A 13,986-nucleotide genomic window follows, 5' to 3' on the forward strand; every position below is an offset into this window, starting at 1 on the left:
CGTTCGCGCGGCACTTGCCATTCAAACCACGGACGAAACCCCTCTGGCATTTTATCATCCAGACTGGATTTAAAACTAAACTCTAGCGTGCCGTCCATTTGGCACAGGCGCATACGGGTAAAATAATTGCAAATCGCCCGCATACGTGCATAGCCTGTCAGCATATTTGACCAAGGAACAGCGGTATCGCTATACAGGTTTGGCAGCAGTCTATCGAGTTGCCATAAGCTACTTTGTAATTGAGTTTGCAATTCTGATGCATGCATGGCTGCTTGGGTGATACTCCAGTTTGGCGGGATGCCTGCATGCACCATCACGGTTTTATCATTGGGATAGACAAGCAGCGGCTGGCGACGAAGCCAGTTGAGTAATTCATCACAATCTGGGGCGTCAAAAATCGCTTGGGTTCTATCCTTTTTTTTGATCTTTATGACACCACGCCATACGGCGATTAAGTTAATATCATGATTGCCCAACACCATTTCGGCAGCCCCGGCTTGGCAAAGACGTTTTACCAGACGCAGCGCGCTCAGCGAGTCTTCACCGCGTGCCACGATATCGCCGACAAACCATAATTTATCTTGCTTTTCATCAAACCCAATCTGCTTGAGCAGTGCCTGCAAATCGGCATAACAGCCTTGAATATCGCCAATGACAAATTGATGTCGAAAACCCATAACACCTCATATATCTTCAAAGTAAAATTTTAAACAGCTACAAAAAAATTAACCATTTGCCGCGATGCTGTTTGCCGCTATACCATTAGCCGCGATGCCATTAGACAAGGTCACAAAATCTTGTACTGATAACGTTTCGGGACGCGCCAGTGGATTAAGTCCCCATGCCACAAGCTGGGGTTCTGTGACCGCAGGCAAAATCGGCGACTTTTTAAAAATCGCGCGCAGTGTTTTACGGCGATGATTAAATGCCTCACGCACCACAAGGGCAAACAGCTTTTCATCGTCAGCCACAATCGGTTTTTGTTGATAAGGTCTGAGTCGAAATACCGCACTCGTCACTTTGGGTGGGGGGTTGAATGCCCCATTTGGCACCGTCAGTAAATAATCAGTTTCACAATAATACTGCATCATGATGGATAAACGACCATATTCTCGGCTATCTACATCTGCGGTGATGCGATCCACCACTTCTTTTTGTAGCATAAAATGCATGTCTTCAATGACATCGGCAAAACTTAATAAATGAAACAATAACGGCGTAGAAATATTGTATGGCAAGTTACCGACAATGCGCATTTTTTTTTCGGTGGTAGCATTAGGGTTATCGCCAATGATTTGCTGGAACAACGCACGGTAATCCACTTCCATGGCATTGGCTTTGACAATGGTTAAGCCCTCATTGCTATTGGCGCCAATGCGAATGCGCAGGCTGTCTGCCAAATCGGTATCAAGCTCGACAACGGTCAAGCGATTGACTTCCTTGAGTAGCGGCTCAGTAATCGCGCCCATGCCTGGACCAATTTCAACCATCAAATCATCGCGACCTGCATGAATACTGTCAATAATTCTCCCAATAATCACCTGATCATGTAAGAAATTTTGCCCAAAACGTTTTCTAGGCTGATGCGATAAAAAAGCAGAGACCGTCACTCAAAACATTCCTATAAAAATGAAATAATTATCAATGTTGCGCAGTACACGATAACCTTCACCGTCATCAGACACAAATCACTATTAAACTGATAATTATAGCATAGCTTGACGCTCCATTATGACAATTTCATGACAACAATCTGCCCAATCGCTCAATTTGAATTTTTGTAGTTTATATCATGCTACAAATTTTTGATGGGTTAAATTTTTGATGGTTCAATTTTTTGATGCGTCAATCGCCTGTCGAATTCTGATGACTAAGTTGTTATAATGCAACAAATTTAACTAACCCTTTATTTAGTGAGCATTGTATGGGCTTTAATTGTGGTATCGTCGGACTGCCAAATGTTGGTAAATCAACCCTGTTTAACGCATTGACCAAAGCTGGGATTGCGGCAGAAAACTTCCCGTTTTGTACCAAAGATCCCAATACTGGGATTGTACCCGTACCCGACCCACGTCTCAAGCAACTTGCCGATATCGTCAAACCTGAGCGCGTTGTGCCCACCTCAATGGAGTTTGTGGATATCGCAGGTCTAGTGGCAGGCGCTTCCAAAGGCGAAGGCATGGGTAACCAGTTCTTAGCCAATATCCGTGAAACCGATGCGATTGCCCATGTGGTGCGCTGCTTTGATGATGACAACGTGATTCACGTCGATGGACGCGTCAACCCATTATCCGATATCGAAACCATCAATACCGAACTTGCTCTAGCTGACCTTGAAGCAGTCAGCCGTGCGATTATCAATGTCGGTAAAAAAGCCAAAGGCGGTGATAAAGACGCCAAAGCCATGCTGGATGTGTTTAACAAAATTGAGCCATTTTTAGCCGATGGTAAGCCGGCGCGCATGGCAAATCTGGACGAGAATGAGAAAAAACTCATCCGCAGCTATGGTTTAATCACCCTAAAACCGACCATGTATATTGCCAACGTGAGCGAGGATGGCTTTGACAACAATCCTTATCTTGACCAAGTACGGGAATTTGCAGCAAAAGATGATGCGTTGGTCGTCGCGCTATGCAACCAAATCGAATCAGAAATCGCCCAGCTGGATGACGATGAAAAACAAGAGTTTTTAGAAAGTATGGGTATGACTGAAGCAGGGCTTGATCGGGTGATTCGCGCAGGCTACGAGCTGCTTAATATGCAAACGTATTTTACCGCAGGGGTCAAAGAAGTACGCGCTTGGACGGTCAAAGTCGGTGCCACGGCACCAGAAGCGGCAGGCGTGATTCATACCGACTTTGAGCGTGGTTTTATCCGTGCCGAAGTGATTGCGTTTGATGATTTTATTGAATACAACGGTGAAAAAGGCGCGGCAGCGGCAGGTAAATCTCGCCTCGAAGGTAAAACCTACATCGTGCAAGATGGCGATGTGATGCACTTTAGATTTAATGTCTAAATTTTGCACTGATATGCCGATTCATACAAATAGGCAATTTTAGTTGCCTATTTTTTGCAAGTTTATTTTTTAAAAATGCTTGACTTGTATTGCAAGTCACTATCTTAATCCCTATAATATGCGTTCGTAATTTTGAGAGCCCTCGTTTCCCAGACACTCACTCTCAACTATTAACTCAAAAAGGTTTTTAAACATGAAAACTATCAGTGCTAAACCACATGAAGTGACACACGATTGGTACATCGTCGACGCTGAAGGTAAAACATTAGGTCGCTTGGCGAGCGAAATCGCATCACGCTTACGTGGCAAGCATAAGCCTTCTTACACCCCTCACGTTGACACAGGCGATTATATCGTTGTGATTAATGCTGAGAAAGTTGCCGTGACTGGTAAAAAAGCGCAAGACAAAAAATACTACCGTCACACCGGTTACCCAGGTGGTATCAGAGAGACTAACTTTACTAAACTTATCGCACACAAACCCGCTGACGTACTTAACAAAGCCGTTAAAGGTATGTTGCCAAAAGGTCCATTGGGCTATGCGATGATTAAAAAGTTAAAAGTTTACTCAGGTACTGAGCATCCTCATACTGCTCAACAACCTCAAGTATTAGATATCTAAGGAGTAACACATGGAACGCAATTACGGTACAGGTCGTCGTAAAACTTCAACAGCTCGTGTGTTCTTATCTGCGGGTACAGGTAATATCGTCGTCAACGGTAAACCACTTGATCAATACTTTGGTCGTGAAACATCAGTAATGGTTGTTCGTCAACCTTTAGAATTACTGGATGCTGCTAGCAAATATGATATTTATGTGACTGTAAAAGGTGGCGGTATCAATGGTCAAGCGGGCGCGATTCGCCACGGTATTACCCGTGCATTGATCGAGTCAGACGAAACTTTAAAACCAGCGCTTAAAGAAGCGGGCTTTGTGACTCGTGACGCGCGTGAAGTTGAACGTAAAAAATTGGGCTTACGTAAAGCACGTAAACGTCCCCAATTCTCAAAACGTTAATATTTTTCGTGGTCGAAATTCTCGTATCGACCGCGTTTTTTGGCGTTTACAAAAAAGACTCTTGTTTACTGCAAGGGTCTTTTTTATTTACCTTAGGTAATTTATTTTATTGCAAAAATAGCATAAAATAGCAAAATTAGCGTAATTTAGGCACAGCTAAGGTGGCAATTCTGTAACAACTGATTTACAATAGCCACAAACCCAGTGTGGGAATATGGTTACCCACTTCATTAATCTGGAGGAGTTCTTAATGAGCCATGCCGAAGGCGTCGACGTTAAGCGTCGAAGAGTTTTAATCGCATCCACTGCCGCTATGGGCGCAGTCGGTGTCGCTGCTATTGCTACGCCGTTTGTGCGTTCATGGTATCCAAGTGCAAAAGCAGAAGCTGCGGGCGCACCTGTTAGCCAAGACCTAAGCAAACTCGAAGCAGGACAAATGATTGTTATCAAATATCGTGGTAAACCAATTTATCTTGTCAAACGTACCAAAGAGATGATGGATAATTTATCAAAAGTAGAATCATCACTTGCCGATCCAAAATCAGAAGGTTCATTACAACCTGACTACTGCAAAAATAATAGCCGCTCAAAAGACAATAGTGAAGTTCTAGTGTGTGAAGGGGTTTGTACTCACTTAGGTTGTGCACCAGGTTATCGTCCTGATGTCGGCGCAGCAGATTTGGGTGGCAGCAGTTGGGTTGGCGGATTTTTATGCCCCTGTCACGGCTCAAAGTATGACTTAGCTGGCCGTGTTTTTAAGGGTCAACCTGCGCCTCGTAATTTGCCAGTTCCTGAGTATAGCATCAGCGGTACTATCTTAACGGTGGGGGCATAATATGAGTGCAAAGAAATTTATGCATTGGGTGGATGCGCGCTTTCCAGCGACAGAAACTTATGAATACCATATGTCAAAGTATTACGCACCAAAGAATTTCAACTTTTGGTACTTCTTTGGCGTATTATCGATGGTGGTATTAGTCAATCAGTTAGTGACGGGTATTTGGCTCACCATGATGTTCAACCCAAGTGCAGAAGGCGCATTTGCTTCTGTAGAATACATTATGCGTGATGTACAAGGTGGTTGGTTAATCCGTTATATGCACTCAACTGGTGCTTCGGCATTCTTCGTGGTCGTCTATCTGCATATGTTCCGTGGCTTGTTGTATGGTTCATACCAAAAACCCCGTGAACTTGTTTGGCTCATCGGTATGGGTATCTATCTGTGCTTAATGGCAGAAGGTTTCTTCGGTTACTTATTACCTTGGGGTAATATGTCTTTCTGGGGTGCCCAGGTTATTTTAAACCTACCAGCAGCGATTCCATTTATTGGTGATGCATTGGGAGAATGGGTAAAAGGTGACTATATCATCTCTGGTATTACCTTAAACCGTTTCTTCGCGTTGCACGTCGTTGCGATTCCTTTGATTTTAGTGGGTCTGGTATTTGTTCATTTGGTAGCATTACACCATGTTGGGTCTAACAACCCAGATGGTATTGATATCAAAAAACTTAAAGATAAAAATGGTGTACCCCTTGATGGTGTGGCTTTCCACCCGTACTACACCGTACATGATATGATTGGTATTGTGGTATTCTTTATCATTTTCTTTACTGTGGTATTTTTCTTCCCAGAAGGCGGCGGTTTCTTCCTTGAGCCACCAAACTTTGAAGCAGCAAACCCACTTAAAACACCTGCTCACATTGCCCCTGTTTGGTACTATACGCCTTTTTATGCGATGTTACGTGCAACTCCGTCTATGTTTGGTTCAGCCCTGCCGGGTGTTATTGTGATGGCAGCATCAATCGCCATTTTATTTGTATTGCCTTGGTTAGACAAATCGCCTGTGCGTTCAATGCGTTATAAAGGTATGTTGTCAAAAATCGCACTTGCTATCTTTGTTGTTAGTTTCTTGATCTTAGGTTACTTAGGGGTAATTCCATCAAGTGATACCGCAACGCTTGTGGCACGTATTTGTACTATTTTGTATTTCTTGTTTTTCTTGCTAATGCCAATCTATACATCGATTGAAACTTGCAAACAGCCACCTGAACGTGTAACTGGAGGTCACTAATGAAAGCGGTTAAAAAATTAGTTGCTGGATTGGGTTTGACAGTTGCACTAGGTTTGGGCGCGACAGCCGCACAAGCTAGCGAAGGCGGCTGTGGCACCTACAAAACAGTTGAGGGTAAAGAAGCGCATTTGGCTTGTGAAACCGCTCCTGTGGATTTGACCAATAAAGCGTCCATTCAACGTGGTGCGTCATTATTTATGAGTTACTGTGCAGGCTGTCACTCAGCGCAATATGTTCGCTACTCAAAAATGTACAAAGACTTGGACATTCCAAAAGAGTTGGTGGAAAAATACTTGATGCTGACCACTGACCAAGTCGGTGACCATATCAATGCAGGCGTGGACCCAGAGCTTCAAAAAGCTTGGTTTGGTGCCCAGCCACCTGACTTGTCACTTGAAACCCGTCTACGTGGTAATGATTGGGTTTATACGTACTTGTTAGCCTTCTATGAAGATCCAAGTCGTCCTTGGGGTGCCAACAATATCGTACTGCCGAATGTTGCTATGCCGTTCGTCCTTCATGATATGCAAATGAACACCTCAAAAGAAGAATATCGTCGTAATATTGGTGATATCGTCAACTTTATGGCGTGGATGGCAGAGCCGCAAGCGCACCAACGTAAAGTATATGGTTTTTGGGTCATCTTATTCTTACTTGCGTTATTAATTCCAGTGTACTTACTCAATAAAGAATTTTGGAAAGACGTTAAATAAGGGTTCATATAAGAAAAGGTAGCTTAGGCTGCCTTTTTTTATGCGCATCTATTGCTTGGTTGCTACGATAACTTTTACAGTTATTGCTAATTCAGTCATTTTAAGCTAGGCTTATCCTTTACGCTGATACAGCTTATTATTTTTAACTATGTTGACCCCTACTTCGAACACCCCGTTGATTTATGCCGATGATGGCTATCTAAGTCACCAATTAAGGCTGGTTTTACTTGAGAAAAAAATAGAATTTACTGAGACGAACATTCGTGATGATGATGATTTTGCCGAAGATTTACCTGATATCAATCCTTACAACACGCTGCCGGTATTTATTCATCGTGAATTGATTTTATATAACAATCGCATTATTTTTGAATACCTTGAAGATCGCTATCATCAGAACAAACTGCTACCTGAAAATCCGATTGAAAAGGCACAATACCGTCAATTATGGTGGCGCATTGAAAAAGATTGGATTAAATTAGCAGATACGCTATTGACCGATAAGGATACATTAGATGTCAACCAAGCAAAGATTGCAAGAAAGCAACTGACTGAATCACTGGTTACCATAGCGCCGCTGTTTGCCCATAAAGCTTTTTTTCTTTCAGATACCATGGGTATATGTGATTGCATTTTGTCATCGATTTTATATCGCTTAAAACCCATGGGTATTGAATTGCCGCTGCACCTGTGCCGTCCGTTGTATCAATATATGGAGCGGATGTTTAATCGCCCAACCTTTAAAACTAGTTTAAAATAGTAATCATTAAAATAAGAGAATCATCATGGAAAACGACTTTCAACTCACCCCGACTCGCCCTTATATGGTACGCGCTATTTTTGAATGGCTTGAAGACAATAACCTGACCCCACATATCATGGTCGATACGACGCAGCCCAATGTCACCGTGCCTGTCGAATATGTGCAAGATGGTCGTATCGTACTTAATATCGCCAGCCGCGCTACAGGTAATTTGGTCATTAATAATGATTTTATTCATTTTCATGCGCGATTTGGCGGCGTTTCGCAAGAATTATGGGTACCAATGCAAGCGGTGATGGGGATTTATGCCAGAGAAAATTCACAAGGCATGTTCTTTGACCCAACGGAATACGATAATGCGCCGCAATCTGACATTAACGCCAGTCAACCAGCCGTGTCCACCGATACTCAACGCCCAAAACGTGAAAACAAAGCCGGGTTAAAAATCTTAGATTAGTGCATTGTCACTGGCAATATGGGTTTAATTTTGTTAAAATAATCAATTACTTTTTTAGTTTTGAATAGGATAACCATAGTCATGGCACGTGTCACTGTAGAAGATTGTCTAGAAAATATCCACAACCGTTTTGATTTGATTCTTGTTGCCAGTAAACGTGCGCGCCAAATCGCACGCGGTGTATCAGAACCTATGGTTGAGCGTGAAAATGATAAACCAACCGTACTTGCGCTGCGTGAAATCGCTGAAGGCCTTGTGACTAAAGAGATTTTAAACCAACCTGAGCGCGAATTGCCTAACAAATTTCACCATGTCGATTTGAGCATCTCAAGTGGTCATGGATTCTAACGGTAGCTTAAGCCACTGTTAATAGTTAGCGACTATTATTTTATAAAGAGTCACCTTTTTTAGGTGACTTTTTAGTTGAATTAAACGTGGAATGAAACGTGGAATTATATGTAACTTAGCTTGACAATTCGCAGTAATTTTGCGAATAATTAAGATATCTTTATAATACGTTTTTGCTAACTTTAGCTGGTTTGATGCCAGCTATTTTTATCCAACCGTTTTTTATGATAGAGTTAACTGCTGACCAGGACAATATGAATCTTTTAGCAGGTTAAACCTATCGATCGTACGTTGAGGGCACATTTTTGAATATATCAACTTTACCAAAATTAAGCCATCCTGATGTGGATATTGCACAGTTTGACCTAATGCGTGTATTGGATTATTTGGATGATGCCGAACAGCAAATTGTTCTCAAAGCCTGTGCCTTTGGCGACCAAGCCCATATCAAAGATAAACGCAAATCTGGCGAGCCTTATATCACCCACCCTATCGCAGTGGCGGAGATTTTGGGTAGTTTTCGCATGGATGTCGATACCATCGTGGCGGCGATTTTGCATGATACCGTGGAAGATACGCCTACCACTGAAGAAGATTTGACCCGAGAGTTTGGCAAGGCAGTTGCCCAAATCGTCAATGGTGTCACCAAATTAAAATCCTCCAATGAAAAACACATCAATAAAGCCGCGACTTTTTATCGCATTATTACCGCAACGCTAGAAGATCCGCGCGTGTTGATTGTCAAATTGGCGGACCGCCTGCACAATATGACCACCATCGAAGCGGTGCCTGAGAAAAAACAACAGGCAACCGCACAAGAAACGTTGGATTTTTATGTGCCGTTTGCTCGTACGCTTGGGCTTAATGATTTAGCCGACTATATCGAGATTTTATGTTATCGCAGCTTGAATGCGCCTATGTATAACAAGTTATCCGATAAGCTTATGCAGCATGGTTTGGGGCGCACCTTTCAACAAGAAGCTATTCATAACTATTTAAATATCGTTTTGAGCCGACTGGATGTTAAAGGTTATGTCAAAGATGTCGATAACCGCGTGACCTTGTTTCGCCAGTTCTTTAAAAATCGCGGCGAAATCACCGATTTGCTGTGGCATTATGAATTTATGCTAGTCATGGATAAAGTAGAAGACTGCGACCAAATCGCCAAGTATTTTATCAATAAATACCAAATTGCGCCTGAATGTATCGAAGACAATATCCGCCATCCGCGTGCGGGGGGCAACCAATCACTGACCATTACCTATAAAAACGACCATAACACCATCAAAGTGGTCATTCTGACTAAAACCATGCTCAAAACCACCCGTTTAGGGATTTTGATGGGTGAAGCAGCATCGCCTCTTAGCCAGTCGGTGATTCAGGCCTCTCTACGCAATCTGCAAAACTTGATTGCCGACAATGAAAGCGATATCGAAGAGCAGCCATCCGATGCGGTGACGGTGGTTGATAAACTGATTGACTATCTTCACGAACGTAAAATTATTTGCTATACCCCAAACGGTGATGCCTATGAGTTGCCGCGCGGCTCCACAGCGCTTGACTTCGCCTATACTATCAGTACCCATATCGGTAACCGTGCAACCGGCGCTGAAATCAATGGCGTAGAAGCCAAACTGGGTACGATTTTGAAAACTGGCAATAGGGTCAAAATTCATACCGACCCCAATGCGATTCCAAAAGCGGAGTGGCTGGGTTTTGTAGCAACCAATAAAGCGCGGCGTGCGTTGTTTGAATGGTTAAAAGGCTTAAATCCTGAGCAAAAAGAGCACGAAGGCAAAACCGCCTTTGAGCGCGCGCTTAAAACGCAAAATCTTGCACTCGCTGATGTGAGCGATGAACAATGGCAATTGCTACTTGATTGGCGTGGCTTACAGGATAAAAGTGCGTTCTTTACGGAGTTTACCACAGGTAAATTGCTGCCGCAGATTGCCGTTTCGCGCTTATTGACCCAAGAGCAGCTTGCCAAAAACCAAGCCAGCGCCCATGCCGCTAACCAACCGCAAAGCTTGATTGCGGATGCCGCCAATATGGAGATGAATTTTTCAAGCTGTTGTCATCCTGTGTATGGCGACCCGATTGTCGGGCATATTTCAAAAAATGGCTTGGTGGTGCATCGACACAAATGTTTTTCAATTGATGAAATTCGCCGTGTCAACGAATACCAAGTGATTCCGCTGCATTGGCGAGTGTCTAACAGTGAAGATGAGATATCCAAGCGTATTTATTTTGATGCCGCGCTAAAAATTAATCAAAACCTGACCGATGAGCAAATCAGCGATTTAATCTTTATTGTACGTGATACTCAGGCGGGTTTTGAATATATCGAACAGCGTAATGGCTATACTTTGCTGTTTGTGGTGGTGCAAAGCCGTGACCAGATTGCAAGCTTAATTCAGCGCCTACGTACCTTTTTGGGCTACCCCAATATTGTAAGACTGTATCAATGGAATGATGAAGTGCTACTTTCTCAGAGCCAGAACACCTCTGCAGCAAAAAATAAAGATATTTTATAAACCCATCATACTGTAATAGGAAATAATATGAGCCGTGACATCATTCATACTGACAATGCGCCTGCTGCGGTAGGCACTTATTCACAAGCCGTGAAGGTTGATAAGACTGTGTATATTTCAGGTCAAATCGGACTCGACCCAAACACCATGACCTTAGCCGATGGCTTTGTTAATCAGGCCAACCAAGTGATGTCAAACATCGATGCGATTTGCCAAGCCGCAGGTGGTTCGCTTGCCAATGTGGTGAAGTTTAATGTTTCGCTCACCGATTTGGCAGATTTTACGGCCTTAAATGAGATTTTTGCGGCGCGCCTAACTGCGCCTTACCCTGCCCGTGCCGCGGTGCAAGTGGCCGCCTTGCCAAAAGGTGCGGTGGTCGAAATTGAAGCGATTTTGGTATTAGATTGATTTTTATTTTAGATGAATGTTAACCCGCTCAAATGGAAGGTGAGTTACAAGACTTGCCTTTTTTTATGTCAAATTTTTGCCCATCTGACAACAATTTAATGCCTAGAATTGGGCTATAATTCAACCCTACAACAATTTTTAAAGGTGTGTTTTGCTAATCCAAGTTGCCTTACCTGTGCCCATTGATTCGGTGTTCGATTATCGCGTTGTGGGCGATGTGTTGCCCGCGATTGGCTGCCGCGTCCGAGTACCGTTTGGTGCGCGCAAATTGGTCGGCATTGTGGTGGCACATATTGAGCACAGTCAGCTTACGCAAAATGCGATTAAACCTGTATTGGATATACTCGATGAGCTGCCGATTGTCGATGAGGCATTGCTAAAACTCGCTTATTGGCTGTCTGCTTATTACTGTTATCCGCTTGGCGATGTGTTTGCTGTCATGCTGCCGACTTTGATTCGCCAAGGGATGACGCTTGACTACCGACAATTATGTTGGCAACAATTACGCGATGCCACTGACGAGGATTTTTCCGCCAGTGCAAAAAAACAACGCCAACAATTTGCTTTATGTGAACTGGTCATCAACTCGCATGGTAATTCTCATGGTGATGGCACAAAGGTTGTAACTGAGTTTGCGCTGATAGACAATGGTGTCGAGCCCGCTTATTTAAAAAAATTTGAGCAAAAAGGTCTAATTGCGCCTGTTTATCAAATGCCGTCTTTACCCAAGCTTGCTAAGCTTGCCACCACGCCGCTCACCTTAAATTTACAGCAACAACAAGCGGTGCAAAAAATCACCAGCGCCTGCCAACAGCACCATTATGAAGGTTTTTTGCTCAATGGGATTACGGGAAGTGGCAAGACCGAAGTGTATTTGCAAGTGATGCAAACGGTGCTAGCGCAAGGCAAACAAGTGCTGATCTTAGTGCCAGAAATTGGGCTGACCCCACAGACCACACAGCGATTTGCCGAACGATTTGAAGCCCAAGTATTGATGCTGCATTCCGGACTTAATGACATCATACGGCTTGATGGCTGGCAACAATGCCGACTGGGCTATGCGCAAATTATTATCGGTACCCGTTCGTCAGTGTTATATCCATTTGCCAATTTAGGGCTGATTATTGTCGATGAATCACATGACCAATCTTACAAACAGCAAGACTCACTGCGCTATCACGCCAGTGATGTGGCGCTATATCGTGGGTTTCAGCTTAATTGCCCGGTGATTTTGGGCACCGCGACGCCATCGCTTGAAAGCCTATATTTGGTACAACAAGGTAAACTTACCGAGCTTACTTTAACCCAGCGTGCAGGCGATGCCAAACCTGCCATCATGCAGCTGATTGATGCGCGCCAACAGGCATGGCAAAACGGTTTGGCGCAAAGCTTAATTCAAGCCATTCGGCAAACGTTGGACAAAGACGAGCAAGTATTGGTATTTTTAAACCGTCGTGGCTACGCGCCCATCTTATTGTGTGATGCTTGTGGTTGGCAAGCAGACTGCCCGCGCTGTGATGCGCATTTGACAGTGCATTTTCAGCCAGTGGCAATGCTAAAATGCCACCACTGTGATTGGCAACAAGCCATCCCAAACCATTGCCCTAGCTGTGGTAGTAGCAATCTTGACCCTGTGGGCATGGGTACGGCGCGGATGGTTGAAGGGTTAACTGAACTTTTCCCCGATGTGCCTGTGATTCAGATTGACCGTGATACCACGCGTAAAAAAAACAGTTGGGAGCAAGTTTATCAGCGTATTGCTGATAATCCCAAAGCCATTTTGGTGGGCACGCAAATGGTGGCAAAAGGGCATCATTTCCCCAATGTGACCTTGGTAGCAATTCCCAATGCTGACCGCGGTTTTTTATCGTCAGATTTTCGCTCGCCTGAGCATACTGCCCAGCTGATTATCCAAGTGGCAGGTCGTGCGGGTCGTGCCGATAAAGCAGGTCTGGTACTGATACAAACCCTGCAACCTGAAAATCCGGCGTTACTGACTTTGGTACGTGAAGGATATCTAAGTTTTGCCCAGCAATTATTGGCTGAGCGGCGCATGTTGGGATTGCCGCCATTGACTTACGCTTGTTTAGTACGGGTGGAAAGCAAATCGTTAGAAAACAATCAGCAAATTTTGCATCAAGCGATGGCGCTGTTGCCATCACGCCAGCACATGACAGCCTTGGGTATTGCCATTAATGGCCCGGTGGATGCGCCGATGGCAAAGAAAAACAGTCGCTATCACTCACATTTATTAATTTTGACCAAAACACGCCACGTTCGCCAGCAGCTATTGTCGGACTGGTGGCGACAGACGATTGCGTTGCCATCGGCAAAGTATGGCAGAGTATCGATTGACATTGATCCGATGAGTTGGTCTTAACCTGACTTGCAAAACCATTGATTTTGCTAAACCGTTTATTTTAGGGTGATGTTTAAATGGGCTTTTTTCAACTCGCTGATTGGGCTACAATTTAGCTAATTTTTGCCATTGATTAGGGTAAGTAAATAACAATGACCCCAAAACCGCTTCAAGATTCAAAGCAGCCTACTGATGTGCACCCTAATGCGCATAGTCATGGCAACAATCATCACCATAAGGACATAACAATGACCCCAAAACCGCTTCAAGATTCAAAGCAGCCTACTGATGTGCACC

Annotated in this window: 14 protein-coding genes; 12 read left to right on the top strand and 2 right to left on the bottom strand. The window is 43.9% G+C overall.

Annotated features, from left to right (window positions below):
- On the bottom strand, window positions 1-677 hold a 677-nt coding region (locus RTR63_RS00005), incomplete at its 3' end, for a symmetrical bis(5'-nucleosyl)-tetraphosphatase (RefSeq protein ID WP_312521948.1).
- A gap of 48 nt (window positions 678-725) precedes the next feature.
- Window positions 726-1,610: a 16S rRNA (adenine(1518)-N(6)/adenine(1519)-N(6))-dimethyltransferase RsmA gene (gene rsmA, locus RTR63_RS00010; protein WP_282849192.1), complete on the bottom strand. Its 885-nt coding sequence runs from the start codon at window positions 1,608-1,610 to the stop codon at window positions 726-728.
- A 314-nt stretch (window positions 1,611-1,924) separates the two neighbouring features.
- Between rsmA and ychF the strand changes: the two genes are divergently transcribed.
- From ychF to RTR63_RS00070, 12 genes are all read left to right on the top strand, one after another.
- On the top strand, window positions 1,925-3,016 hold the full coding sequence (gene ychF, locus RTR63_RS00015) for a redox-regulated ATPase YchF (protein ID WP_312521951.1): 1,092 nt from the start codon (window positions 1,925-1,927) through the stop codon (window positions 3,014-3,016).
- A gap of 193 nt (window positions 3,017-3,209) precedes the next feature.
- On the top strand, window positions 3,210-3,638 hold the full coding sequence (rplM, locus tag RTR63_RS00020) for a 50S ribosomal protein L13 (RefSeq protein ID WP_007116509.1): 429 nt from the start codon (window positions 3,210-3,212) through the stop codon (window positions 3,636-3,638).
- 10 nt (window positions 3,639-3,648) lie between these two features.
- Window positions 3,649-4,035, top strand: a complete 387-nt coding sequence (gene rpsI / locus RTR63_RS00025; RefSeq protein ID WP_007116510.1) for a 30S ribosomal protein S9 — start codon at window positions 3,649-3,651, stop codon at window positions 4,033-4,035.
- A gap of 250 nt (window positions 4,036-4,285) precedes the next feature.
- Window positions 4,286-4,870: a ubiquinol-cytochrome c reductase iron-sulfur subunit gene (gene petA, locus RTR63_RS00030; RefSeq protein WP_007116512.1), complete on the top strand. Its 585-nt coding sequence runs from the start codon at window positions 4,286-4,288 to the stop codon at window positions 4,868-4,870.
- Window positions 4,871-4,889: 19 nt separating this feature from the next.
- The gene (locus RTR63_RS00035; protein ID WP_172823566.1) at window positions 4,890-6,107 is read left to right on the top strand and encodes a cytochrome b; all 1,218 of its coding nucleotides are present in this window, start codon (window positions 4,890-4,892) and stop codon (window positions 6,105-6,107) included.
- Complete coding sequence (locus RTR63_RS00040) at window positions 6,107-6,820, top strand: cytochrome c1 (protein WP_284034402.1); 714 nt, start codon at window positions 6,107-6,109, stop codon at window positions 6,818-6,820. Before RTR63_RS00035 ends, RTR63_RS00040 begins: the two co-directional genes overlap by 1 nt.
- Window positions 6,821-6,968: 148 nt before the next feature.
- A complete protein-coding gene (locus tag RTR63_RS00045; RefSeq protein ID WP_076774449.1) occupies window positions 6,969-7,580 on the top strand; it encodes a glutathione S-transferase N-terminal domain-containing protein in 612 nt (203 codons plus the stop codon).
- A 22-nt stretch (window positions 7,581-7,602) separates the two neighbouring features.
- Window positions 7,603-8,040, top strand: coding sequence for a ClpXP protease specificity-enhancing factor (locus tag RTR63_RS00050; protein ID WP_472796577.1), 438 nt, complete (start codon window positions 7,603-7,605; stop codon window positions 8,038-8,040).
- Between the two features lie 81 nt (window positions 8,041-8,121).
- Window positions 8,122-8,388, top strand: a complete 267-nt coding sequence (rpoZ, locus tag RTR63_RS00055; protein ID WP_036601878.1) for a DNA-directed RNA polymerase subunit omega — start codon at window positions 8,122-8,124, stop codon at window positions 8,386-8,388.
- A gap of 368 nt (window positions 8,389-8,756) precedes the next feature.
- A complete protein-coding gene (locus tag RTR63_RS00060) occupies window positions 8,757-10,922 on the top strand; it encodes an HD domain-containing protein (RefSeq protein WP_312522121.1) in 2,166 nt (721 codons plus the stop codon).
- Between the two features lie 27 nt (window positions 10,923-10,949).
- On the top strand, window positions 10,950-11,330 hold the full coding sequence (locus RTR63_RS00065; protein WP_099833696.1) for a Rid family detoxifying hydrolase: 381 nt from the start codon (window positions 10,950-10,952) through the stop codon (window positions 11,328-11,330).
- Between the two features lie 151 nt (window positions 11,331-11,481).
- Window positions 11,482-13,710, top strand: coding sequence for a primosomal protein N' (locus tag RTR63_RS00070; RefSeq protein WP_312521960.1), 2,229 nt, complete (start codon window positions 11,482-11,484; stop codon window positions 13,708-13,710).
- The last annotated feature ends 276 nt before the right edge of the window (window positions 13,711-13,986 follow it).

This window comes from Moraxella sp. CTOTU47724, from assembly GCF_032014955.1.
Taxonomy (GTDB): Bacteria; Pseudomonadota; Gammaproteobacteria; order Pseudomonadales; family Moraxellaceae; genus Faucicola; species Faucicola tetraodonis.

Coding starts and splice junctions, on each gene's coding strand:
- ychF (WP_312521951.1), top strand. CDS start 1,925: ATGGGCTTTAATTGTGGTATCGTCGGACTGCCAAATGTTGGTAAATCA.
- rplM (WP_007116509.1), top strand. CDS start 3,210: ATGAAAACTATCAGTGCTAAACCACATGAAGTGACACACGATTGGTAC.
- rpsI (WP_007116510.1), top strand. CDS start 3,649: ATGGAACGCAATTACGGTACAGGTCGTCGTAAAACTTCAACAGCTCGT.
- petA (WP_007116512.1), top strand. CDS start 4,286: ATGAGCCATGCCGAAGGCGTCGACGTTAAGCGTCGAAGAGTTTTAATC.
- RTR63_RS00035 (WP_172823566.1), top strand. CDS start 4,890: ATGCATTGGGTGGATGCGCGCTTTCCAGCGACAGAAACTTATGAATAC.
- RTR63_RS00040 (WP_284034402.1), top strand. CDS start 6,107: ATGAAAGCGGTTAAAAAATTAGTTGCTGGATTGGGTTTGACAGTTGCA.
- RTR63_RS00045 (WP_076774449.1), top strand. CDS start 6,969: ATGTTGACCCCTACTTCGAACACCCCGTTGATTTATGCCGATGATGGC.
- rpoZ (WP_036601878.1), top strand. CDS start 8,122: ATGGCACGTGTCACTGTAGAAGATTGTCTAGAAAATATCCACAACCGT.
- RTR63_RS00060 (WP_312522121.1), top strand. CDS start 8,757: ATGCGTGTATTGGATTATTTGGATGATGCCGAACAGCAAATTGTTCTC.
- RTR63_RS00065 (WP_099833696.1), top strand. CDS start 10,950: ATGAGCCGTGACATCATTCATACTGACAATGCGCCTGCTGCGGTAGGC.